The sequence below is a fragment of the Streptomyces sp. 184 genome, from assembly GCF_045781775.1.
GTDB lineage: Bacteria > Actinomycetota > Actinomycetes > Streptomycetales > Streptomycetaceae > Streptomyces.
Map to the genome: position 1 here is coordinate 7,585,823 of NZ_CP123230.1, position 22,816 is coordinate 7,608,638.

Annotated in this window: 21 protein-coding genes; 7 read left to right on the forward strand and 14 right to left on the reverse strand. The window is 73.1% G+C overall.

Features of this window, described 5'->3' with window-relative positions; all coding sequences use genetic code 11:
* Nucleotide 1 precedes the first annotated feature (1 nt).
* On the reverse strand, nt 2-523 hold the full coding sequence (locus QBL21_RS32335) for an O-methyltransferase (protein ID WP_407565775.1): 522 nt from the start codon (nt 521-523) through the stop codon (nt 2-4).
* A 205-nt stretch (nt 524-728) separates the two neighbouring features.
* Here QBL21_RS32335 and QBL21_RS32340 point away from each other — a divergent pair, with 205 nt between their 5' ends.
* The 3 genes from QBL21_RS32340 to QBL21_RS32350 all read left to right on the forward strand — a co-directional run bounded on the left by QBL21_RS32340 (nt 729) and on the right by QBL21_RS32350 (nt 2,357).
* Entirely contained in the window at nt 729-1,199 is a 471-nt protein-coding gene (locus tag QBL21_RS32340; RefSeq protein ID WP_407565776.1) for a helix-turn-helix domain-containing protein, read from the forward strand.
* Nucleotides 1,196-1,915: a hypothetical protein gene (locus tag QBL21_RS32345; protein ID WP_407565777.1), complete on the forward strand. Its 720-nt coding sequence runs from the start codon at nt 1,196-1,198 to the stop codon at nt 1,913-1,915. Before QBL21_RS32340 ends, QBL21_RS32345 begins: the two co-directional genes overlap by 4 nt.
* Nucleotides 1,916-2,021: 106 nt before the next feature.
* Nucleotides 2,022-2,357, forward strand: a complete 336-nt coding sequence (locus QBL21_RS32350; RefSeq protein ID WP_407565778.1) for a DUF2516 family protein — start codon at nt 2,022-2,024, stop codon at nt 2,355-2,357.
* A 13-nt stretch (nt 2,358-2,370) separates the two neighbouring features.
* On the opposite strand, the gene QBL21_RS32355 is transcribed toward QBL21_RS32350, so the two are convergent.
* The 3 genes from QBL21_RS32355 to dacB all read right to left on the reverse strand — a co-directional run bounded on the left by QBL21_RS32355 (nt 2,371) and on the right by dacB (nt 7,099).
* Nucleotides 2,371-3,864, reverse strand: a complete 1,494-nt coding sequence (locus QBL21_RS32355; protein WP_407565779.1) for a SpoIIE family protein phosphatase — start codon at nt 3,862-3,864, stop codon at nt 2,371-2,373.
* A 240-nt stretch (nt 3,865-4,104) separates the two neighbouring features.
* A complete protein-coding gene (locus QBL21_RS32360) occupies nt 4,105-5,163 on the reverse strand; it encodes an NlpC/P60 family protein (protein WP_407565780.1) in 1,059 nt (352 codons plus the stop codon).
* 382 nt (nt 5,164-5,545) lie between these two features.
* Nucleotides 5,546-7,099, reverse strand: coding sequence for a D-alanyl-D-alanine carboxypeptidase/D-alanyl-D-alanine-endopeptidase (gene dacB / locus QBL21_RS32365; RefSeq protein ID WP_407565781.1), 1,554 nt, complete (start codon nt 7,097-7,099; stop codon nt 5,546-5,548).
* Between the two features lie 86 nt (nt 7,100-7,185).
* Here dacB and QBL21_RS32370 point away from each other — a divergent pair, with 86 nt between their 5' ends.
* Nucleotides 7,186-7,680: an inorganic diphosphatase gene (locus QBL21_RS32370; protein ID WP_018835994.1), complete on the forward strand. Its 495-nt coding sequence runs from the start codon at nt 7,186-7,188 to the stop codon at nt 7,678-7,680.
* A 108-nt stretch (nt 7,681-7,788) separates the two neighbouring features.
* Here the strand turns inward: QBL21_RS32370 and QBL21_RS32375 are convergent, their stop codons facing one another.
* The 7 genes from QBL21_RS32375 to QBL21_RS32405 form a co-directional block, all read right to left on the reverse strand.
* Nucleotides 7,789-9,444, reverse strand: a complete 1,656-nt coding sequence (locus QBL21_RS32375; protein WP_407565782.1) for a threonine/serine exporter ThrE family protein — start codon at nt 9,442-9,444, stop codon at nt 7,789-7,791.
* Nucleotides 9,445-9,669: 225 nt separating this feature from the next.
* Entirely contained in the window at nt 9,670-10,524 is an 855-nt protein-coding gene (locus QBL21_RS32380) for an ABC transporter permease (RefSeq protein ID WP_407565783.1), read from the reverse strand.
* Complete coding sequence (locus QBL21_RS32385) at nt 10,521-11,609, reverse strand: ATP-binding cassette domain-containing protein (protein WP_407565784.1); 1,089 nt, start codon at nt 11,607-11,609, stop codon at nt 10,521-10,523. The genes QBL21_RS32380 and QBL21_RS32385 overlap by 4 nt, the downstream gene beginning before the upstream one ends.
* A gap of 81 nt (nt 11,610-11,690) precedes the next feature.
* Complete coding sequence (locus tag QBL21_RS32390; protein WP_407565785.1) at nt 11,691-12,308, reverse strand: PadR family transcriptional regulator; 618 nt, start codon at nt 12,306-12,308, stop codon at nt 11,691-11,693.
* Between the two features lie 198 nt (nt 12,309-12,506).
* Nucleotides 12,507-12,947: a CBS domain-containing protein gene (locus QBL21_RS32395; RefSeq protein WP_407565786.1), complete on the reverse strand. Its 441-nt coding sequence runs from the start codon at nt 12,945-12,947 to the stop codon at nt 12,507-12,509.
* Nucleotides 12,948-13,099: 152 nt separating this feature from the next.
* Nucleotides 13,100-14,557 carry an aldehyde dehydrogenase family protein gene (locus QBL21_RS32400; protein WP_407565787.1) on the reverse strand — a complete coding sequence of 486 codons (1,458 nt, stop codon included), beginning with the start codon at nt 14,555-14,557 and terminating at the stop codon, nt 13,100-13,102.
* Nucleotides 14,558-14,646: 89 nt separating this feature from the next.
* Nucleotides 14,647-15,507, reverse strand: a complete 861-nt coding sequence (locus QBL21_RS32405) for a helix-turn-helix domain-containing protein (RefSeq protein WP_407565788.1) — start codon at nt 15,505-15,507, stop codon at nt 14,647-14,649.
* Nucleotides 15,508-15,791: 284 nt separating this feature from the next.
* Here QBL21_RS32405 and QBL21_RS32410 point away from each other — a divergent pair, with 284 nt between their 5' ends.
* Together QBL21_RS32410 and QBL21_RS32415 are read left to right on the forward strand one after the other, a co-directional pair.
* Entirely contained in the window at nt 15,792-16,280 is a 489-nt protein-coding gene (locus tag QBL21_RS32410) for an ATP-binding protein (protein ID WP_407565789.1), read from the forward strand.
* A 64-nt stretch (nt 16,281-16,344) separates the two neighbouring features.
* Nucleotides 16,345-18,000 (forward strand): serine/threonine-protein kinase, encoded by a 1,656-nt coding sequence (locus QBL21_RS32415; RefSeq protein ID WP_407565790.1) that lies wholly within the window; start codon nt 16,345-16,347, stop codon nt 17,998-18,000.
* A 7-nt stretch (nt 18,001-18,007) separates the two neighbouring features.
* On the opposite strand, the gene QBL21_RS32420 is transcribed toward QBL21_RS32415, so the two are convergent.
* Both QBL21_RS32420 and QBL21_RS32425 read right to left on the reverse strand, forming a co-directional pair.
* Nucleotides 18,008-18,247, reverse strand: a complete 240-nt coding sequence (locus tag QBL21_RS32420; RefSeq protein WP_018835984.1) for a DUF397 domain-containing protein — start codon at nt 18,245-18,247, stop codon at nt 18,008-18,010.
* Nucleotides 18,248-18,433: 186 nt separating this feature from the next.
* Nucleotides 18,434-18,628, reverse strand: coding sequence for a hypothetical protein (locus QBL21_RS32425; RefSeq protein WP_027753143.1), 195 nt, complete (start codon nt 18,626-18,628; stop codon nt 18,434-18,436).
* 177 nt (nt 18,629-18,805) lie between these two features.
* On the opposite strand from QBL21_RS32425, the gene QBL21_RS32430 reads away from it, so the two are divergent.
* A complete protein-coding gene (locus QBL21_RS32430; protein ID WP_407566642.1) occupies nt 18,806-21,202 on the forward strand; it encodes a phosphoketolase in 2,397 nt (798 codons plus the stop codon).
* Nucleotides 21,203-21,299: 97 nt separating this feature from the next.
* Here the strand turns inward: QBL21_RS32430 and QBL21_RS32435 are convergent, their stop codons facing one another.
* The gene (locus QBL21_RS32435; RefSeq protein ID WP_407565791.1) at nt 21,300-22,709 is read right to left on the reverse strand and encodes a family 2B encapsulin nanocompartment shell protein; all 1,410 of its coding nucleotides are present in this window, start codon (nt 22,707-22,709) and stop codon (nt 21,300-21,302) included.
* Nucleotides 22,710-22,816: the final 107 nt, after the last annotated feature.

Consider the following 22,816-nt stretch of genomic DNA (forward strand, 5'->3'; position numbering starts at 1 on the left):
GTCAGGCCGTGCGCACCGCCATCAGCAGCCCGCTTGCCCACGCCAGGCGGACGCAGCGGAAGTCCTTCCGCTCGTCCAGCTCGGCCAGCAGCCGTTCGACGGAGACCTCGTGGCCCTCCGGCCAGCCGGGCTGGGGCAAGAGGTCGTCGATCAGGTAGGTCCCGCCGGGCGCCACGAGGTCGAGCGCCTGGTCGAGATGGGTGAACTTGCCGGGCCAGGTGTCCGCGAAGACGAGGTCGAAGGGCGCGCCGTCGAACTCTTCCAGCCATGTGCCGCCGTCGCCGCAGACCAAGGTCACCCGCGGATCGGCCCCCAGTTCCTCCCTGGCTATGGCCTGGACGTCGGGGTCGAGTTCGACGGTGGTCAGACGGGAGGCGCCGTCCATGCCGCTCAGCAGCCAGGCGGCGCCTTCCCCGACCCCGGTGCCGAGTTCGAGGATCCGGCCCCCGGGGCCGGGTGGCGGCGAGTGCTGCCAGGAGGCTGCCCGTGCGGTCCTCGCTGGAAAGGACGAAGCCCGCGTCACGCGCCCTGGAGCGCAACGCGGGCAGGGCGGTCGGGAGATGGCTGGGCTTATCGTCCATCCGCAGATCATGCGAGAACTATGCACTGGGGAGCAAGGTCATACCGACAGCCCGCACGAACTCGCGACAGTATCGCGATATGTGGCGTACGACACACTTGCAAGCAGGTGCTTGCAATAGTTAGCACGGCTGCGGCAGCATCGGGGCATGGCTTCGATACACGTCGGCAACCTCGGTGAGTTCCTGCGGGAGCAGCGGCGCAGCGCGCGGCTCAGCCTGCGGCAGCTCGCGGATGCCGCCGGGGTGTCGAATCCGTACCTCAGCCAGATCGAGCGCGGGCTGCGCAAGCCCAGCGCCGAGATTCTTCAGCAGCTCGCGAAGGCGCTGCGGATCTCCGCCGAGACGCTGTACGTGCAGGCGGGGATCCTGGACGAGCGCCGCAGTGACGGGGCCGACGGGATGGCGGTGCACACCGCGATACTCACCGACCCCGCGATCAGCGAGCGGCAGAAGCAGGTGCTGCTTCAGATCTACGACTCCTTCCGCAAGGAGAACGCGCGCGACGACGCGGGCGGGCAGGCGGAGGAGGAACAGACGAACGGGGACGCCCCGCGGCCGGGTGCCGCGACGGGCGAGGGCGACGCGAAGCCCGCCAGCGACCGAGGGAGAACACCATGACCATCACCGACGACGTACGCAAGACGTTCAGCGACCCCACGCCCCTCTACGCCGTCGCCGGCACCGCCGACCTGGCGCTGGAGAAGCTGCGCGAGGTGCCCGCGCTGGTGGAGAAGCTGCGGGCCGAGGCGCCCGGGCGGCTCTCCGCGGTGCGGGAGACCGACCCGCGCGAGGTGCAGGAGCGGGTGTCGAAGCAGGCCAAGGAGGCGCAGGCGAAGGTCTCCGAGCGGCTCGGCGAGCTGGACACCGACATCAAGAAGCTGCGTGAGACCGCCCAGGATCTCGCCCTTCAGGGCGTGGGCCGGGCCGCGGAGTACGCGGTGAAGGCCCGCGAGACCTACGACGAGCTGGCCGAGCGCGGCCGCGGCGCGGTCGCGGAGTGGCGCGGCGAGACCGCCGACACGGTCCAGGTGACCACCGAGATCATCCGGCCCGACGAGGAGAAGAAGGACATCGGCGAGGAGGCCGCTGCCGCTGCCGCCGGTACGACCGCCGCCGGCAAGACCGCCGCCGGCAAGACCGTCGCCGACGACGCTGCCACGTCCGGTGCCGAGAAGCCGGCCGGCGCGAAGTCCACCGCGAAGCCCGCCGCCAAGAAGGCCGCGCCCCGCAAGGCCGCCGCCGGCGGCACCGGCCGGACCAGCGCCAACGGCACCGCGAAGAAGTCCGCCGCGAAGAAGTCCGCCGCGAAGGAGACCCCCAAGTCGGACTCCTGAAGTCCCGGGCCCCGGGCACACTTCGCGTGCCCGGGGCGTTATGCGGGTACGGTGTCTGCGCCGGATCCCTGAACCACTGAGTCGGACCTAATAGGCGGTGGACCGCGTGCTCATCTCTGGCTTCAACTCGTTGCTGGCCCTGCTCAGCCTGGCCCTGACGGTGTTCGCCGGCGTGGCACTGTTCTTCGCGGCGACCGCCCGCGAAGACGCGTACCGCGCCGCCAACAAGAACACCAAGCAGTTCTGGCTGATCATCCTCGGCGTCGGCTTCGCCGTGATGGTCATCTTCCCGATCATGTCGTTCCTGCCGATCATCGCGCTGATCGCGACCATCGTCTTCATGGTGGACGTCCGGCCCGCGCTCAAGCAGGTCGGCGGCGGCCGGCGCAGCGGCGGCGGCAGCAGCTCCGACGGGCCCTACGGCCCGTTCAACGGGCGCTGAGCCGCGCCGGCGATCACGACCTCCGGTCCCCGGGTCCGCATGGGCCCGGGGGCCGATCCAGTAGCACGACCGCCACGTCGTCGGTGAGGTCGCCGCCGTTGAGCGCACGCGCCTCGGTGACCGCGCCGTGCAGCAGGTCGTCGCCGGCGAGCCCCTGGTCCAGCAGCCTGCCGACCAGCGCGAGCATGCCGTCCTGGCCGAGCCGGCCGCGGCCCGGACCCGTCCGGCCCTCGATGAGGCCGTCGGTGTAGAGCATCAGGCTCCAGGCGCCGCCCAGCTCCACCTGCTGGCGCGGCCAGCGGGCGCGCGGCAGCAGGCCGAGCGCCGGCCCGCCCAGCTCCTGCGGCATCAGCCGCGGCCGGCCGCCAGGGACGGCGACCAGCGGCGCCGGGTGCCCGGCCAGGTAGAGCCCGGCGCGGCGGGCGTCGGGGGAGATGTCGACGGTGCACATCGTGGCGAATATCTCGTCGTCGGCCCGCTCGTTCTCCAGCACCTGCTGGAGCGTGGCCAGCAGCTCGTCGCCGACCAGGCCCGCGAACGTCAGCGCCCGCCAGGCGATGCGCAGCTCGACGCCGAGCGCGGCCTCGTCCGGGCCGTGGCCGCAGACGTCGCCGATCATGGCGTGCACCGCGCCGTCTGGGGTGCACACCGCGTCGTAGAAGTCGCCGCCGAGCAGCGCCCGGGTGGGCGTGGTGCCGGCGGAGGGCAGCGGCAGGCCGGGGCGGTAGCAGGCGGCGAAGCCGAGGCCGGAGCCGGCGAGCAGCGGCGTGGGCAGCAGCCCGCGCTCCAGCCGGGCGTTCTCCTGCGCCCGCAGCCGCGAGGCCGTCAGCCGGCTCTGCGCCAGGTCGGCCCGCTTGCGCTCGACCGCGTACCGGATGGCGCGGCCGAGGACCCGGCCGTCCAGCTCGCCGCGGAAGAGGTAGTCCTGTGCGCCGACGCGGACGGCCTCGGCGGCCAGCTCGACGTCGTCCTCGTCGGTGAGCGTCAGCACGGCGTGCAGCGGCGCCATGGCCAGCACCTCGCGCAGCGCCTCCAGCTCGTCGCCCTCCTCGGCGTCGGCGGCGTCCTGGGCCTGGGCGTCACCGGGCTCGCCGGTCACGCCGAGGTCCAGCAGGATGCAGTGCACGTCGGGGCTGAGCAGCCGCTCGGCCTCGGTGAGGTTGCGCGCGGTACGCACCCGGATCCGCTCGCCGTGGCGGCCGGCACCGGCCTGCTCCAGCATCCGCGCGACGCCGGGCCCGCTGCCGGGCTCCGCCTCTATCAGCAGCAGCGTCAGCGCCTCCGGCACCGGCCGCGGGCGCGTGTGCGGCGGCCCGGGCACGGGGCCGTGCGCCGAGCGCTGCGCCGGCAACGGCGTGTGCGGCAGCGGCGACGGCGCGTGCACGGCAGACGGCTGCGGGAGCCGTCGCCGCGGTGCGGCCTGCGCGTCGGTCACCCCGGCGCCGGCGGCGGACGGGTCAGGTCCGCCGGACGGTCCGGAGGCCGGGGAACGCCCGGGTGCGGGCATCGCTCTTCCTTCCCTCCCCCCGGGGGTGACGGCCGGGCGCGAGCGCGCTCGCGGCCGTGGACGGCGGCTCATCCTGCATACGGCAAACCGCCAAGGAGGGACCCTAGCGTGATCACCCGCCGGTACGGAACGGGCGACGCGGCCCGGAACACGGCCGCTCCCCCGGTCCTTTGCCCTGTTGGGAGGGCCCGCGCCGGGCCCTCCCGCCCCGTATCCGACAGGTCGCCCACATGACGCAGATCACGCGTCGGGACGCACAACGCCCTTGATCGGCATGGTCCCCGCGCCCGCCACGGTCACCTGCCGGCCGGGCCGCGGCGCGTGCAGCATTGCGCCGTCACCGACATATATGCCGACGTGGCTGGCGTCGGAGTGATAAATGATCAGGTCACCCGGGCGCATCTCGCGCACGTCGACCCGCGGCAGCCCCGCCAACTGGGTCTGCGAGGTCCGCGGGATCGGCACCCCCGCCGCCTCCCACGCGCGCATCGTCAGCCCCGAGCAGTCGAACGTGTCCGGCCCCTCGGCGCCCCACACGTAGTCCTTGCCGAGCTGGTCCGTGGCGTACGCGATGGCCTTCTTGCCGGCGGGCGTCGCCTGCGCGTCGATCTCGTCCAGGACCCCGGAGTCCAGCCAGCGCGCCTGCGCCTCGCGGGCCCGCTGCCGCTCCAGCCGGCGCAGCCGCTCCCGCTCCTCGGCCCTGAGCTTCTTCTCCAGCTCCTTCGCCTCGGTCAGGCGCTCCTGGATCCGCTCCTTCGCCCCGGCCTTCGCCTCGCGGCTGCGCTCCAGCCGCTCGTACGTCCCGGCGGCCTTCTTCGCATAGCCGTCCAACCGCTTCTGCGTACCCGTCACTTCGGTGATGAGCCGCCGCTGCGCATGCTGCCCCTTGCGGGCCAGCCTCAGGTCGTCGACGAACTGCTCCGGATCGTCGCTGAGCAGCAACTGCGCCTCCATCGGCACCCCGCCGCCGCGGTACTGCGCCCGGGCCAGCGCGCCCGCCTCGTCCTTCAGCCCGTCCAGCCGCCGGCTCGCGTCGGCCTTCGCCCGGTCGAGCCGCTCGACCTCCTTGCGCTGCTCCTTCGCCTTCTCCTCCGCCTCGTTGTACGCGTCCGTGGCGGCCTCCGCCTCGCGGTACAGCCGCTCGACGCGGGCGTGCACCTCCTCGACCGTCGGCTTCGGCTCCGCCTCGGCGGACGGCCCGGTCAGCGGCACGAGCAGCGCCAGCAGCCCGGTCACGGCCAGGGCGATCCCCCTGCGCCGACGCGCCCCCGCCGCCCGCGCTCCCCCGGTTTCGCGCATGCGTCTCCCACTCCCCCCGATCGCGCTCTTCCGGGCCTCTCCCCCAGCAGGCCCGTCCCGGGGCTCTGGCCAGCCCCGGGCGATCACTTGCCTCGGATGCTGCCATATCGGCCGCAACTCCCGCAGCCCTCCTCCACAGGCCTGTGGATAACCGGATGAGGAGTTGCAACACGCCTGGGACACAAGGTGGTTCGAGGGACACCGGCGAGCCGCCGGGAGGAGCGCCCTGCGCAGGCCGCCGGCCGACCGCCCCGGTCAGCCCCCGTACCGGGCACGGGTACGGGCACAGGAACAGGGGCAGGAACAGCCACAGGGCACGGACACGGGCACGGGGCACGGACACGGCACCGGCACCGGCACGCGGCGCAGAGCGCCCCCGCCGTCAGCGGCAGCCGCAGCGCGCCACCGCCGCCGCCATCCGGTCCAGCGCGTCCCCCGCCCCCGTACGGTCCGTCGCGCCCATCGTGAAGAACGCGAACGCCAGCAGCCGCCCGTCCGCGTCCACCACCGTCCCCGCCAGCGAGTTGACCCCGGTCAGCGTCCCCGTCTTCGCCCGCACCACGCCCCGCGCCGCCGCCGTACCGCCGTCGCCTCGGTCGCCGTCGCCGTACCGGTCCCGCAGCGTCCCGTTGAACCCCGCCACCGGCAGCCCCGTCAGCAGCGACCGCAACTCCGGGCGGTCCGGGTCCGCCGCCGTCACCAGCAGCCGGGCCAGCAGGTCCGCCGAGACCCGGTTGTCGCGGCTGATGCCGCTGCCGTCGGCGAACCGCGCTCCGTGCACCGGCAGCCCCAGCTTCTTGAGCTGCCCCGCGACCGCCCGCCCCGACCCCGCGAAGCTCGCGTCCCGCCCCGCCGCTATGGCCGTCTGCCGGGCCAGCGCCTCGCCGAGGTCGTTGTCGCTGTACGTCAGCATCCGCTCGGTCAGCTCCGCCAGCGGCGCCGAGTACGTGGTGGCCAGTTCGTCGGCCTTCTCCGGCACCCGCTCGGCGCGCGGCTCGCCCGCGACCCGTACGCCCGCCTTGCGCAGCGTCGCGGTGAAGTCGTCGGCCGCGTCCCGCGCGGGGTCGGTGGCGCGCGGCGCCGGGCCGTGCCGGGAGTCGTCGAGGCGGGCCTCGTTCACCATGAGCGGGGTGACGGGCGCGATGTTCTCGTTCGGCCCGATCTCGTGCAGCACGTCGCCGGCGTACGCAGTGGCGTCGTACCGTACGGCCACCTGCCGCACCCCGTCCTTCTTCAACTCCCGCGCCGTGTCCCTGGCCAGCCCCACGAGCCGCTTCGCGGACAGCGTGGGGTCGCCGCCGCCGACGAGGAAGACCTCGCCGTCCTCGGCGAGCGACGCGGTCGGGATGCGGTGGTCGGGGCCGAGGGCGGCGAGGGCGGCGGCGCCGGTGGCCAGCTTGACCGTGGAGGCGGGGACGACGCCGGTGGTCTCGCGCGCGCCGTACAGCTCGCGGCCCGTGGTCACGTCCCACACCGCGGCGGTGCTCGGCGAGCCGAGCGCGGGGTCCTTGAGCAGCGGCGCCAACTCCTTGGCGAGCCCGGCCCCGGTCGGCCGGGGGCTGCCGACGGGCCGGGTGCCGTCCTGCGGGCCGAGCGGGGTCAGCACCCGCGGGGCTCCCGCGCCGGCGCCCTGGACGCCGTCGCCCGGGGCGCCTTTGCCGGGTACGCCGTCGGAGGAGCCGTGATCCGCGTCACCTGTACGGCCCCCGGCGGCGTCCGCGCGCGCGGCGGTCTGCCTCTCCGCCGTACGCTGACCCGAGTCCCAGGGCCCCGCGGCGGCGATCACGCCGGCGGCGAGGACGCCGCCCAGTGCGCCGGACGCGGCCACCAGCCGCACCGTACGACGGGTGTGCAGGGGCTGTGCTTCCCACCGCCGGGTCCAGTGCCGTGCCCAGCGGGCGGCCTTCCGCCGTGCCACCGCGACCCCGACCCTCACCAGGGACCAGCCCCTTTCGCCACCACCCCGCTGCGTGGGGGACACTTAATCATCTGAACCATGCTGATCTTGAAGGAGAGCCACCCGTGGAGTTCGACGTCACCATCGAGATCCCGAAGGGTTCGCGGAACAAGTACGAAGTGGATCACGAGACGGGCCGGATCCGCCTGGACCGGCGGCTCTTCACCTCGACCAGCTACCCGGCAGACTACGGCTTCATCGAAGGCACGCTCGGCGAGGACGGCGACCCGCTCGACGCGCTGGTCCTTCTGGACGAGCCGACGTTCCCCGGATGCCTCATCGCGTGCCGCACGATCGGCATGTTCCGCATGACCGACGAGGCCGGCGGCGACGACAAGGTGCTGTGCGTGCCGGCGCACGACCCGCGGGTGGAGCACCTGCGCGACATCCACCACGTGTCGGAGTTCGACCGGCTGGAGATCCAGCACTTCTTCGAGGTGTACAAGGACCTGGAGCCCGGCAAGTCGGTGGAGGGCGCCAGTTGGGTGGGCCGGCAGGACGCGGAGGCCGAGATCGAGGCGTCGAAGAAGCGCCTGGAGGCGGCGGGCGGCCACCACTGACCTAGCACGCCACGCACGGACGTAGCGGCACGCACGGCCGGAGCAGTACGCACGGACACGGCGCACGCACGGACGTAACGCGGCGCGACCGCCTCTGAAAGACGGCCCCTAGAACCCGCGGGTGCGCTTGGCGCCCCGCCGGGCGGGGGCCGTCTTCACGCCCGGCCGCTTCATGAACAGCCGGGCGATCTCGCTGCCCAGGTTCACCCCGATCGCGATCGCCAGCGCCAGCGCGGCGGCGGTCAGCAGCGAGCGGGCGCCGCGGTTCAGCTCGTCCTGGGCGAAGCCCAGCAGGCCGTAGTACGTGGCGCTGCCGGGCAGCAGCGGGCCGATGGCGGCCGTGACGTACGGCAGCGCGGAGATGAACCGGTAGCGCGAGAAGAGCTGGCCGAAGAGCCCGACGAGGCCCGCGGCCAGCGCGGTGGCCAGCACCGGCGACTTGCCCGCCTGGTCGGCGATGACCGCGTAGATCAGCCAGGCGACGCCGCCGTTGAGGGTCACGGCGATCACGGTGGAACGCTCCTGCTGGAGCAGGACCGCGAACGCCAGCGTCAGCAGCATCGCCGCGAGCAGCGAGACCACCGGCCGCTCCTGGCGGTGCAGCGCGGCGTCCGGGCTCAGCTCGGCGCCGAGTTGCACGCCCACGTAGAGCACGATCAGCACGCCGACGACGATGCCGACGACGAGGTAGAGCACTTCGAGCAGGCGCGCCGAGGCCGTGATGTAGTAGCCGGTCAGCCCGTCCTGGACGGCGGCGACCAGGGCGCGTCCGGGGATCAGCGCGAAGAGCCCGCCGGTGATGACGGCGGAGGACTGGGCTTCGACGTCGGCGATGTTGAGCGCGACGCCGACCGCCGCCGGGGCCATCGCGGCGGCCACGAACTGGTAGAACTCCGGCAGCCCGCGCCCCGCCGCCAGCCACGCGAGCCGGTCGCCGAGCATCGCGCCGATCGCCGCCGCGCAGAACACCAGCGGCCCGCCGCCCACCAGGGTCGCCGCCGCGCCCGACAGCCCGCCGCTGGCGACGGTGAGCGCCCACTTGGAGTACGGGTGGCGGTTGCGCCGGATCTCGGCGAGGCCGCGGTACGCCTCCTCCAGGCTGACGGCGGCGTCCTCGTCCACGATGGCGTCGACGAGGCGGTAGACGGCGGCGAGCCGGTTGTAGTCGGTGCCGCGGCGGCGCACCGTGCGGCTGAGCGTGACGGGGTCGTCGACCAGGGACGGCTGGTACGTGACCGTCAGGAGGGTGAACGTGACGGTCGGCTCGCAGCGGTCCAGCCCGAAGGCGTGGGCGATGGCGAACATCGCCGCCTCGACGTCCTCCGCGCCCTCGCCGCCGGCGAGCAGCAGTTCGCCGATGCGCAGTGTGAGGTCGAGCACACGCGGCACCGGCAGTGCGGTCTCCTCGGTGGGCGACAGCGTCCGCTCGGGTGTGGGGCGTTCCGTCATGGGCGTACGGAGCATGACACGCATCCGGTCCTGCCACGGCTGGGACCGCGAGAGAGGACCCGTTGCGGGCGGCGGAGGCGGGGCGACGCCCGCGGCGGCCGCCGGACCGCCGCGCGGGGGTGTGAAGCCCGAATGTTCGTCCTGCTCGTCGGCGGCGCGCTCGTCGAAGCCCGCAGGGCGGGCGAACTCGGAGGTTGTCTGGCCGTCTTCGGGCGCCGGTGGGAGAGGCACGCCGAAGGGCGGCGTGAACGCGCTGTGCGCCTCGTCGGACTGCGGCTTGTCTTCGCCGTTATCCGGTTCGGGCTCCTGACCCACTGGACCATCACCCCCCGCGGACGTGCCGAAAGGTTTACGCCCGCGAGCATAAGTCGGGCGCATGAAGAACGCCCCCGGGGGGTCGGGAGGGTACGGCAGCACGGCGGCACATCGGATCAAGTCGTACAAACGGGGCGCCACTGGCGCGCAGCGGGGGCGCCCCCGGCGTCGAGAGCGCCGCCCCCGCGCCGGCGGGCGCCGCCCGCCACCTGCTCCTACGCCGCCTCAGCGGCCCAGCCGCCGGTACCGCCGCACCGCCAGCGGGAAGAACACCGCGAGCAGCACCAGCGGCCACACCACCGCCAGCAGCACCGGATGCTGCGCCGCCCACGAGTCCCCGGTCCAGCCCGGATTGCCGAACAGCTCGCGGATCGCGCTCGCCGTCGCCGACATCGGATTCCACTCCGCGACGGCGCCCAGCCAGCCCGGCATCGTCTCCGGCGAGGTGAACGCGCTGGACAGGAACGCCACCGGCCACACCAGGATCTGCACCGCCTGCACCATCTCCGGCTTGCCCGCCACCAGTCCGAGGAAGATCCCGGCCCACAGCATGGCGAACCGCAGGAGCAGCAGCAGCCCGAACGCGGCCAGCGCCTCCGCCCACGTACCGTGCCATCGCCAGCCGACCGCGAGCCCCGCGCCGACCATCGCGACGAGGCCCGCGGCCGACTCGGCCATGTCGGTGAGCGCCCGGCCGACGAGCACCGCGGACGGGGCCATCGGCATGGCACGGAAGCGGTCGACGACGCCCTTGCCCAGGTCGGAGGTGAGGGAGACCATCGTGGCCTCCAGGCCGAAGGACATCGCGAGCGCGAGCATGCCGGGCACCAGGTACTCGCGGTAGCTGCCGCCGCCGCCCACGGCCATGCCGCCGCCGAGCAGGTAGGTGAAGACCACCAGCATCATCACCGGGAAGACCAGGCTCACGACGGCCTGGCCGGGCTGGCGGGCCCAGTGCGCGAAGCCGCGGCCGGTCATCGTGAGCCCGTCGGCGACCGCCCACTTCAGCCGCGCGCCCGCGGTGCGGGCGGGCGGCGGGGCGGCGAGGGCGGTGGCGGTGGCGGTGGCGGTGGCGGTCATACGGCACTTCCTTCCGCTACGGAGCCCGCACGGCCGGCGGCGCCGCCCCCTGCCCGCCCCGGATCGTGCTTCTGGTCCCTTTCCCGGCCCGATCCCCGGTCCGATTCCCGGTCCTGGTCCCGGTCCTGGTCCGGCTTGCGGCCGGTGAGGTGCATGAACACCTCGTCCAGCGTCGGCCGGCGCAGCGACACGTCCTCCGCCGCCACCCCCGCCGCGCCGAGCCCCCGCACGGTCTCGGACAGCGCCGCCATCCGGTCCGCGACCGGGGCGCTGATCCGCCGTGTATCGGCGTCGACCTCGATGTCCGCCTCCTCGGCGCGCGCGGCCATGCCGATGACCGCCGCGGCGGCACGGAGCCGGTCCGCGTCCCGTACGACGACGTCGATGCGGTCGCCGCCGAGCCGGGCCTTCAGCTCGTCGGCGGTGCCCTCGGCGACGGTGCGGCCGTGGTCGACGACCGAGACCCGGTCGGCGAGCTGGTCGGCCTCCTCCAGGTATTGGGTGGTCAGCAGCACGGTGGTGCCGTCGCCGACGAGCGAGCGGACCGCCTGCCACACCTCCGTACGGCCGCGGGGGTCGAGGCCCGTCGTCGGCTCGTCGAGGAAGAGCACCTGCGGCCGCATGATCAGGCTCGCGGCCAGGTCGAGCCGGCGCCGCATGCCGCCGCTGTACTGGCTGATCGGCTTGTCGCCGGTGCCGTCGAGGCCGAACTGTTCCAGCAGCGCCGCGGCCCGCCGCCGGGCGCCGGCCCTGCCCAGGTGGTAGAGCCGGCCGAACAGCTCCAGGTTCTGCCGGCCGCTGAGCACCTCGTCCACGGCGGCGTGCTGGCCGAGCAGCCCGATGCGGTAGCGCACCTCGTCCGGCTCGCGCACGGCGTCGTGGCCCGCGACGCGCGCGGTGCCGGCGTCGGGGCGCAGCAGGGTGGCCAGGATCCGTACGGCCGTGGTCTTGCCCGCGCCGTTGGGGCCGAGCACGGCGTGCACCGTGCCCGCGGGCACCGCGAGGTCCAGGCCCGCGAGCGCCGCCTTCGCCGCGCCCTTCTTCCCGTACGTCTTGCGCAGTCCTTCGGCGAGGATCGCCGTCATACGCCTCCTCCGCTCCCTCAAGTAGTCAAATTTGACCACCGGAGCGAAGGTATCCCCGGCCCGACCATTAGTCAAACTTGATTAGCGGGGATCGGGAGCGGCCGGGTCCTCCGGGCTCGTCGCCACCCCGGCCCACGGGTCGCCCTCACCGGCCATCACGTACGCGCCGGACTCCAGCCGCCCGATCAGGGCGCGGGTCCACTCGGCGCCGGCCTCGGCGGTGTGCAGCCAGAGCCGCATGATCTCGCCGATGTGCCCGAAGTCCTCGCCCTCCTGCGGCGAGTAGTGCCGCAGGACCTGGGCGCGCCACTCCTCCATCGCCTCCAGGCGCTCCTTCAGCAGCGCGATCGCCTCGGTGCGCGGCAGGTCGACGAGGAAGCCGACGCCCGCGGTGAGGAAGTCGATCTTCTCGTCGTACCCGCGCAGCGCCTCGCGCAGCAGCCGGAAGTACTCCGCGTCGCCGTCGCCCGTCATCTCGTACTCGGTGCGCGGCGGGCCGCCGGCCGTGCTGGGCGCCACCTCGTGGGCGACCAGCATGCCCTGCTTGGCCATCTGCTTGAGCGCGTGGTAGATCGAGCCGGCCTTGACGCTGGACCACTCGTGGGCGCCCCAGTACTCCAGGTCGGCCCGGACCTGGTAGCCGTGCGCCCGGCCGTGCCGGCGGACCGCACCCAGGACCAGGAGGCGAGTCGCGGACAAATGGAGCCCCTTCGTCTTCCGCTTGTCTTCCGCGGGGAAGTGTGGCCTCCCAGCCTAGTCAACCTTGACTAGAACGGTGCACGGGGGCGGTGCGAGCCGCAACGACGCCCCGCCACGACGCAGGGCCGGGCTCCCCGCGCGGGAACCCGGCCCTCCGCCGGTCCGGTGGAGCGGTGGAACGGTGGAGCGGTACGGGGGTCAGTGACCGCCCGCGTACACGCTGCGGCAGAAGGCCGCCATCTGCTCGTCCGTCAGGCCCCTGGTCAGGTCGGCCTCGCTGATCATGCCGACGAGCCGGTGGTCCTCGATGACCGGGAGGCGGCGCACCTGGTGCTGCTCCATCGTGCGCAGCACCTCCTCGACCGGGGCGCCCACGTCGACGTGGACCGGGCGGCCCTGCGCCAGCTCGCCGGCCATGCAGGTGGTCATGTCCCGGCCCGTGGCGACGCACTCCACGACGATGTCGCGGTCGGTGATCATGCCGGCGAGCTTGCCGTCCTGGCCGCACACCGGCAGGCAGCCGACGTCCATGGAGCGCATCTTCGCGGCGGCGGTGGCGACCGACTCGGTCGAGTCGATGCACTCGCAGCCTTCGTGCATGAGGTCGCGGGCGGTCCGCGCGGTGGTGGGAGCGGTCATCGCGGGTCTCCTGTCCTTACGGTCCGGAAGGGGTGCGGGATGGGGTGCGGGATGGGGGATCCGTCACCGCCATGCTCCGGGCCCTCGGCCGACCGGGCGACATACGCGCCGCCGAACGGGTGAACGGCGGGGGGAGGGGGCCGTACGGGCGCTCAGAACGGGAAGTGCGTCCGGCCGTGCTGGACGGAGATCCACTTCAGCGTGGTGAAGGCTTCGACCGTCGCCTCACCGTTCAGCCGCCCCACGCCCGAGCACTTCTCGCCGCCGAACGGCACCAGCGGCTCGTCCTGGATCGTGCCGTCGTTGACGTGCACCATCCCCGAGTCGATCCGCCCCGCGAGCCGTACGCCCCGCTCCAGGTCCCCGGTGTGCACCGCGCCGCTCAGCCCGAACGGGGTGTCGTTGACGATCCGTACGGCCTCGTCCTCGCCCGAGAACGGCAGCACGAAGGCCACCGGCCCGTAGAACTCCCGCCGCAGCAGCTCGCTGTCCGCCGGCAGCCCGGTCAGCACCGTGGGCTCCACGAGCGTGCCGTCCGTGCGCCCGCGCAGCAGCGCGGTGGCGCCGGCGGCGAGCGCCGCGTCGACCTGGGCGGCGAGGTCGGCGGCCTCGCGGGCGTTGATGAGCGGGCCGAGCTGGGTCGCGGGGTCGGAGGGGTCGCCGACGGTCAGCGCGGCGGCCTTGGCGACGAACTTCTCCGCGAACTCCGCCAGCACCGCCCGGTCCACCAGCACCCGGTTGGCGGCCATGCAGACCTGCCCCTGGTGGGCGAAGCGGCTGAACACGGCGGCGTCCACCGCGTAGTCGACGTCGGCGTCGGCGAGCACGACGATCGCCGAGTTGCCGCTCATCTCCAGCACGGTCCGCTTGAAGTGCCGGGCGGCGACGCCCGCGACGTGCCGGCCGGCCTCGGTGGAGCCGGTGAAGGACAGCACGCGCGGCACGGGGTGCTCGATGAAGGCGTCGCCGATCTCGGCGGTGTCGGTGACCACGACGTTCAGCAGCCCGGGCGGCAGCCCGGCGTCCTGGAGCAGCCACGCCAGCAGCGTGCCGCCGACGACGGGCGAGTAGTTGTGCGGCTTGAGCACCACGCCGTTGCCGAGCGCGAGCGCGGGCGCCACGGACTTCGCGGCCAGGAAGAGCGGGAAGTTGTACGAGCTGATGACGCCGACGACGCCCGCGGGCAGCCGGTAGACGCGGTTCTCCTTGCCGGGCGTCGGCGACGGCAGCACCCGGCCCTCGGCGCGCAGCGCGTACGACACGGACTCGCGCAGCACGTCCTTGGTGAGCGCGATCTCGAACGCGGCCTTCAGCCGCGTCCCGCCCAGCTCCGCCACGATCGCGCGGGTGATCTCCTCCTCGCGCTCCTCCACCAGCCGCAGGGCGCGCTCGAAGACCAGCCTCCGGTCGTACGGGGTGCGCTCCGCCCAGAGCCGCTGCGCCCGCTGCGCCGCGCGGTACGCGGCGTCCACCTCGGCGGCGGTCGCGACGGTGATGGCCGCGAGCTGCTCGCCGGTGTACGGGTCGAGGTCGATGACGTCCCAGGAGCCGGCGCCGGGACACCACTTGCCGTCGATGTATTGCAGGGCCAGGTCGGAGAAGAGAGACATGAGCGAGGCTGCACCCCTGCGCACGGCGGACGGCGGGCACGGCTGTGACCGCTGACCCGTCATCGTACTGGTGCGCGAGTGCGCCCCGCCTACACCTCCCGGATGATCCTGTGCAGCAACTCCCTCGATTCCGCCTCGTCTTGGGCGGCGACGCGCAGCAGGTCCATGGCCTTCGCGTACGTGGCGGCGTCCTCCGGCTTGTCCAGGTACAGCGCGCTCGTCAGATGCTCGACGTACACGACGTCGGAGAGGTCCTCCTCCGGGAAGCGCAGGATGGTGAAGGCGCCGGAGTCGGGGGTGTGGCCGTGCTGCGCCAGCGGGATGATCCGCAGCGACACGTTGGGCATCTCGGAGGCGTCGAGCAGGTGCTGCAACTGCTTGCGCATCACCTGCCGGCCGCCGTACGGGCGGCTGACCGCGGCCTCGTCGAGCACCGCCTTGAGCTGGGCGGGATGCTCGGCGTACAGCCGCTTCTGCCGCTCCAGCCGGGCGCCGACGCGCTTCTCCGCCTCGGCGGGCGAGATCGGCAGGCCGGCGGTGACGACCGCGTGCGCGTACTCCTCTGTCTGAAGCAGGCCGTGCACGAACTGGACCTCGTACACGTCGATGCCGGAGGCGGCGGACTCCAGTCCCACATAGGTGGGGAACCAGCCGGGCAGCACGTCGCTGTAACTGTGCCACCACCCCGCGGTGTTGGCCTCGCTGACGAGGCCGACGAGCGCGTCGCGCTCGGTCTGATCGGTCACGCCGTACAGCGTGAGCAGGTCCTCCACGTCTCTGCTCTTGAAACTCACCCGGCCCAGCTCCATCCGGCTGATCTTGGATTCCGAGGCCCTGATCGCGTATCCGGCGGCGTCGCGCGAGATCCCCTGTTCCTCCCGCAACCGTCTGAGCTGGGAGCCCAGCAGGATACGGCGCACGACCGATCCGCTTGATCCGTCCACGGCCATCGGAGCCCTCCACCCACCTCGGCGACATGGCACTTACAAAGGACATGGCACTACAAGCGCGCCCCCGGCGCCACCGGCCCATACTGCCACCACTCCGTATCATTGCGTGCCCGAACGGTTACCCAACCGAGAAAATCTTGCCGGGCAATCCCCATGAACCGGTAAGTTGCTACACATTCCTCGCTCGTGCACGTGCATCTGCCCTTGCATCTGCCAAAAGCATTCGGAACCATGGGCATCCGCACGGTGACGACAGACACGCACGCGACTGGGGAGTGCCGCGCATGGGGACCGAAGCAGCAGCCGTGCTCGCGCCCTTATGGCGAGGGCTGCCCCCGCTGGACCCCGGCTCCGTCGACGGTGCCGCGTCCTGTGCGATATCCGGCAGCCACGAGTCCGTAAGCGGCGCGCGCGCCTTTACTCACACCACGCTGCGGCACTGGGAGCTGACCGACCTCAGCGACGATGTCGCGCTGGTGGTCTCGGAGCTGGTCACCAATGCGCTCCGGCACGCCCTGCCCTGTTGCAGCAGCCAGGATCCGGCGGTGCGGCTGCATCTGATGCGCTGGGCGTCGCGACTGGTGTGCGCCGTACGCGATCCGAGCACCGCGAGTCCGGTGGCCGGGGTGGCCGACGTGGGCGCCGAGTCGGGGCGCGGGCTGTATCTGGTCGACTCCTTCAGCGACAGTTGGGGCTGGCACCCGCTGGACGGCGCGCTGCGCGGCAAGGTCGTCTGGGCGGTGTTCCACCTGCCGTCGCCGGCGGCCGACTGAGGGCCCGTACGCGCAAACCACCGCCTGACGGCCCGACGGGCTCCGCCCGTTAGGCTCTCTCAGCATGAGCGGGGGGCCTGGGGAACTGGTCGACGGGCGGTTCGAGCTGATCGAACGCCTCGGCAGCGGCGGCATGGGCACGGTGTGGCGGGCGCGCGACACGGTGCTGGAGCGCGAGGTGGCGCTCAAGGAGGTACGGCCGCCGGACCCCGCGCACGACGCGGAGATGGTACGGGAGCGGGTGCTGCGCGAAGCGCGGGCGCTGGCCCGGCTGAGCCACCCGCACGTCGTCACCATCCACCACATCGTCGCCGCGGAGCCGCACCCCTGGCTCGTCATGGAGCTGGTCCCGGGACCGAACCTCGGCGACCGGCTCGCCACCGCCGGACCGCTGCCGCCGCCCGAGGCCGCGCGCCTGGGCCGCGACGTGCTCGCCGCGCTGACCGCCGCGCACGCCGCCGGCATCCACCACCGCGACGTCAAGCCCGCGAACGTCCTGCTGCACCCCGGCGAGCCGCACGAGCGCGCCGTGCTCACCGACTTCGGCATCGCCGCGCTCGCCGGCTCCACCGCGCTCACCGCGACCGGGGAGGTCGTCGGCTCCCCCGAGTACGTCGCGCCGGAGCGGATCCGCGGCGCCCCGGACGCACCGCCGGCCGACCTGTGGTCGCTGGGCATGACGCTGTACGTGGCCGTGGAGGGCACCAGCCCGCTGCGCCGCGGGACGGCGCTGGCCACGCTGGCGGCCGTGCTCGACGAGCCGCTGGCGCCGCCGCGCCGGGCGGGGGCGCTGGCGCCGGTGCTCGACGCGCTGCTCGTACGGGATCCGGGGGCGCGGCCGGACGCCGCGGCGCTGGACGGCATGCTGCGGGCGGCGGCGGCCGGAGAGTTCGGCGCGGCGCCGGTCTACGCCCCCCGTCCGGCCCCGGCGCCCTCGCCGCCCCCGGCGCCGGCCACGTCCCCGGCCTCCCCCTCCACGACCCCGTACGCCCAGAGACCGGCCCCGTACACGCCGACCGCGCTGGACAGCCCGCGCCCCACGGCGCCGGCGGCGGCGCCCGGCCGGGGGCGGCGCGGCGGGCTCCTCGTCGGGGTGCTGGCGGCGGCGGTCGTCGTGCTCGGCGGCACCGTGGCCGGGCTGCTGCTGATCCCGGGCGACGACGGCGGTCCGGGCGCCGCGGGCGACGGCACGGCGAGCACCGCACCGGCCGGGGGCGCCGGGAAGGGCGACGGGAACGGCGACGGGAAGGACGCCGGGGCCGACGACGCGAACGAGGACGCGACGCAGGACGGGAAGGACGCCGGGGACGGCGGCACGGGCGGGCCGTCCGGGCAGCAGGACCCGACCTCCTCGCCCTCGTCCTCTCCGCAGCCCCCCGGCTCGTCGCCGCCGAACGATTCATGGATCGCGGTACTGGCCTCCGAGCCGGTCGCCAACGGCGCGGCGGCACGGGACGACAGACTCGCGAACGTCCGGGCCGAAGTGCCGGAGGCGGAACTGCTGCGCAGCGACGACTACCCTTCGCTGCGCCCTGGATACTGGGTGATTCACGCTCCGGGACCGTTCGCGGACGGAAAGGAAGCGATCGCATTCTGTGCGGATCGCGGACGCACCGCGATCAACGCCTGCTACGGGCGATATCTCAGCCAGGATCCGGATGACAGCCGGCTCCAGTGTCACCCCGCGGATGGCGGAAGCGGACGGTGCAGCCGGGAATAGGGGGGTGTCAGTCAACTATGAGGTGGTCGAACTCTCCGTCCTTGACGCCCAGCAGCATCGCCTCTACCTCGGCACGGGTGTAGACGAGGGCGGGACCTTCGGGAAATCGGGAATTGCGAACGGCTATCTCGCCGCCGGGAAGTCTGGCGAACTCCACACAGGAACCCTGCGAGTTGCTGTGCCGGCTCTTCTGCCAGGCGGCGCCGTGAAGATCTCTGGCCGCAATGCCGTTGTATGCGTGGGCCACAGCGCTTCTCCAAGGTGGTTGCCAATGTCAACTGTCGGGGATCATAGCTGTGTTGGCGGCTAGGTGCACGCGCAAATGCACGTGCACACAGCGTGCGCGCTTGATTCCGATCAGGCGTCCACCAAGGTCATCCCCCGAGGGTTCAACGCACAAGGCGGTACCGAATAGTTCCCGCCCCGGCCACATTTACGGCCGGATGCTGCTCACCACGTTCGCCGTGGCCTCCAGACCGGACTGGATCGTCGGCGCGACGGTGGTCCCGGACAGATAGAAGCCGAGCAGCACGCAGACCACGGCGTGCGAGGTCTTCAGCGAACCGCTGCGCAGAAACACCACGGCCAGCACGAGGAGCAGCAGCACAACCGACACCGACACGGCCATCTGATCACCGGTCCCCGGGTTCGCCGTCCACATACGAGGCAGTCTGTCCCACCTGTACCCCCCGTCCCGCGCGAGCCGTGCCCGCCATTCGGGTGGTTGGGGGGCCGTCCGGGGCGGGCGGGGGCGCGCCGCGCGCCTTCCGGTGGTTTGCGCGCACCCCGGCCGTGAAACTTGGCCATACCGCGTACCGCCCCCACCGTTGATGGGACGACGATGAAGAAGCAGGAGCTGGCCGACCTCGACGCCCACTGGCGCGCCCTCAACTACCTGGCCGCGGGCCAGATCTACCTCACCCGCAACCCGCTGCTCACCGAGCCGCTGACGCCCGGCGACATCAAGCCGCGGCTGCTCGGCCACTGGGGCACCTGTCCGGGCCTCAACCTCGTCTACACCCACCTCAACCGCGTCATCGGCGCCCGCGACCTCGACGCCGTCTGCGTCTGGGGCCCCGGCCACGGCGGTCCCGCCGTCTACGCCGGCGCGTGGCTCGACGGCTCGTACGGGGACGTGCACCCCGACGTCTCGCGCGACGCCGACGGGATGGCGCGGCTGTTCCGGCAGTTCTCCTTCCCCGGCGGGACGCCGAGCCACGTCGCGCCCGTGATCCCCGGCTCGTTCCACGAGGGCGGCGAGCTGGGCTACTCGCTCGCGCACGCCTACGGCGCCGCCTTCGACAACCCCGGGCTCGTCGCGGCATGCGTCATCGGCGACGGCGAGGCGGAGACCGGGCCGCTGGCCGGGTCGTGGCACGCGAACAAGTTCCTCGACCCCCTGCACGACGGCGCCGTGCTGCCGATCCTGCACCTCAACGGCTACAAGATCGCCGGCCCCACCGTCCTCTCCCGGATCCCCGAGAGCGAGCTGGACGACCTGCTGCGCGGCTACGGCCACGAGCCCCTGCACGTCACCGGCGACGATCCCGCGCGCGTCCACCGGGACATGGCGGCGGCCATGGACACCGCGCTCGACCGGATCGCCGAGTACCAGCAGGCCGCCCGCGCCAGGGGCGGGCGCGGGCGGCCCCGCCGCCCCCGCTGGCCCGCGATCGTGCTGCGCACCCCCAAGGGCTGGACCGGGCCGCGGGAGGTCGACGGCACGCCGGTCGAGGGCACGTGGCGCGCGCACCAGGTGCCGCTGCCCGAGGTGCGCGAGAACCCCGAGCACCTGGCGGAGCTGGAGCGGTGGCTGCGCTCGTACAGGCCGGAGAAGCTCTTCGGCGCCGACGGCCGGCCGAGCGCCCGCGTCCTCGCCTGCGTGCCGCGCGGCGACCGCCGCCTGGGCGCCAACCCGCACGCCAACGGCGGCCGGCTGCTGCGCGCGCTGCCGCTGCCGGGCCCCGAGGCGTACGGCGTCACCGTCGACCGGCCCGGTGTGCGGCTCCACGAGCCGACGCGGGTGCTCGGCGCGATGCTGCGGCAGGTGATGGCGGACACCGCGGAGCGCCGCGACTTCCGCGTCTTCGGTCCGGACGAGACCGCGTCCAACCGGCTCCAGGAGCTGTTCGAGGTCACGGACCGGGCGTGGCAGGCGGAGACGAAGAAGACCGACGAGCACCACGGGCGGCACGGCCGCGTCATGGAGGTGCTCTCCGAGCACCTGTGCCAGGGCTGGCTGGAGGGGTACGTCCTCACCGGCCGGCACGGGCTGTTCTCGTCGTACGAGGCGTTCGCGCACATCGTCGCGAGCATGGCCGCGCAGCACATCAAGTGGATCGAGACCGCGCGCGAGGAGCCCTGGCGGGCGCCGGTGGCCGGGCTCAACTACCTGCTGACCTCGCACGTCTGGCGGCAGGACCACAACGGCTTCAGCCACCAGGACCCCGGCTTCGTCGACCACATCCTCAACAAGAGCCCCGCCGTCGTACGGGTCTACCTGCCGCCGGACGCCAACACCCTGCTGTGCGTGGCCGACCACGCGCTGCGCACCCGCGACGTCGTCAACGTCGTCGTCGCCGGCAAGCAGCCGTCGTTCGACTGGCTGACGCTGGAGCAGGCCCGCGCGCACTGCCTGCGCGGCGTCGGCATCTGGGAGTGGGCCGGCACAGAACGCTCCGGCGAGGCGCCGGACGTGGTGCTGGCCTGCGCCGGGGACGTGCCGACGCTGGAGGTGCTGGCCGCGGCGGCGCTGCTGCGCGAGCACCTGCCGGAGCTGGCGGTACGGGTCGTCAACGTCGTCGACATCGCCCGGCTGATGCCGCACGAGGACCACCCGCACGGGATGACAGACCGGGAGTTCGACTCGGTGTTCACCCGCGAGAGCCCGGTCATCTTCGCGTACCACGGCTATCCGTGGCTGATCCACCGGCTCGCCTACCGGCACGCGGGGCACGACCAGTTGCACGTGCGCGGCTACAAGGAGATGGGCACCACGACCACGCCGTTCGACATGGTCGTACGCAACGACCTCGACCGCTACCGGCTGGTGATGGACGTCATCGACCGCGTCCCGGGGCTGGCGGTGCGGGCGGCGGCGGTGCGGCAGCGGATGGAGGACGTACGGGGCAGGCACCACGCCTGGATCCGCGAGCACGGCACCGACCTGCCCGAGGTGGCGGACTGGACGTGGCCGGGCTGAGGACGGCACCCGCCGGGGGCGGCACGCGGCGCCACCCCCGCCCAGCGGCGCCCGGCCGGCGCGGTCGCCGTGCCGGCCGGGCGCCGTCGGGCACCGGTCAGCCGGCGCCGAGCTGGACGTCCTCCAGGATGCCGAGGGCGTCGGGGACGAGCACCGCCGCGGAGAAGTACGTGCTCACCAGGTAGGAGATGATCGCCTTGTCGCTGATCCCCATGAAGCGGACGTTCATCCCCGGCCGGATCTCGTCCGGCAGCCCCGTCTGGTGCAGCCCCACCACGCCCTGGTCGGCCTCACCGAGCCGCATCGCGAGGATCGAGCTGGTCCCCTCCGCGGTGATCGGGATCTTGTTGCAGGGCAGCAGCGGGATGCCGCGCCAGTTGTTGACCTCGCTGCCCAGGTACTCCGTGCGCGGCGGGTAGATGCCGCGCTTGTTCCACTCCCGACCGATGGCCGCGATCGCGCGCGGGTGCGCCAGCAGCAGGTGCGTCTGCCGGCGGCGGGAGATCAGCTCGTCCAGGTCGTCGGGCGTGGGCGGGCCCGAGCGGGGGTGGATGCGCTGCTTGAGGTCGGCGTTGTGCAGGAGGCCGAACGAGCGGTTGTTGACCAGCTCGTACTCCTGGCGCTCGCGCAGCGCCTCGACGGTCAGCCGCAACTGCTGCTCGACCTGGTTCATCGGGTCGTTGTAGAGATCGGCGACCCGGCTGTGGACGCGCAGCACGGTCTGCGCGACCTCCAGCTCGTACTCCCTGGGCGTCAGTTCGTAGTCCACGAAGGTGCCCGGGAGGGCCTGCTCGCCGTGGTGGCCGGAGGCCAGCGCGATCTCCGCCTCGCCCTTGCTGTTCTGCCGCTGCTGCGGGATGTCGCGGAACGCCTCCAGGTGCTCGCGCAGCCCCGGCGACTGCCCCAGCAGCTCGTCGAGCGCGGAGCGCGCGAGGACGAGCACCGTGCCGCGGGTCTGGGCCCGCACGGTGTACGGCCACCTGCCGTCGGCGGCGAGGAGCACGTCCCCGCCGACGTGGTCGCCGTCGGCGAGGACGCCGAGGACGGTCTCGTCCCCGTACTTCCCGGCGCCGACCCGCTCCAGCCGCCCGTGCGCGACCAGCACCACCTGGTCCGCCGCCGCGCCCGCGGACACGACCGCGTCCCCCGGCGCGACCTCCCGCTGCTCGAACCGGCCGGCCAGCGCGGTCAGCACCTCCTCGTCCTCGAACGCGCGCAACTGCGGCAGCTCGCGCAGCTCCTGCGGGATGACGCGCACCTCGCCGCCGACCGAGGTGAACTCGACCTGCCCGTCGCCGAGGGTGTGGGTGAGGCGTCGGTTCACCCGGTACGCACCGCCCTTGACCTCCGTCCACGGCAGCGCCTTGAGCAGCCAGCGGGAGGAGATTCCCTGCATCTGCGGGGGCGTCTTGGTGGTGGTCGTGAGGTTCCGCGCGGCGGCGGTGTCGAGGCTGAGACGGGCGGGGGGTTCGACGGACGCGGACGTTTCTTCAGGCGAGGTCGTCATGGCACCGAAGCTAGGCTTCGGGCAAAGCGGCAGCAATCGCTCGAAAGAGTAGGAATATCTTTCTTGATTGCTGGATAGTACTTGCCTCTTACCGGAGTATGACGGCG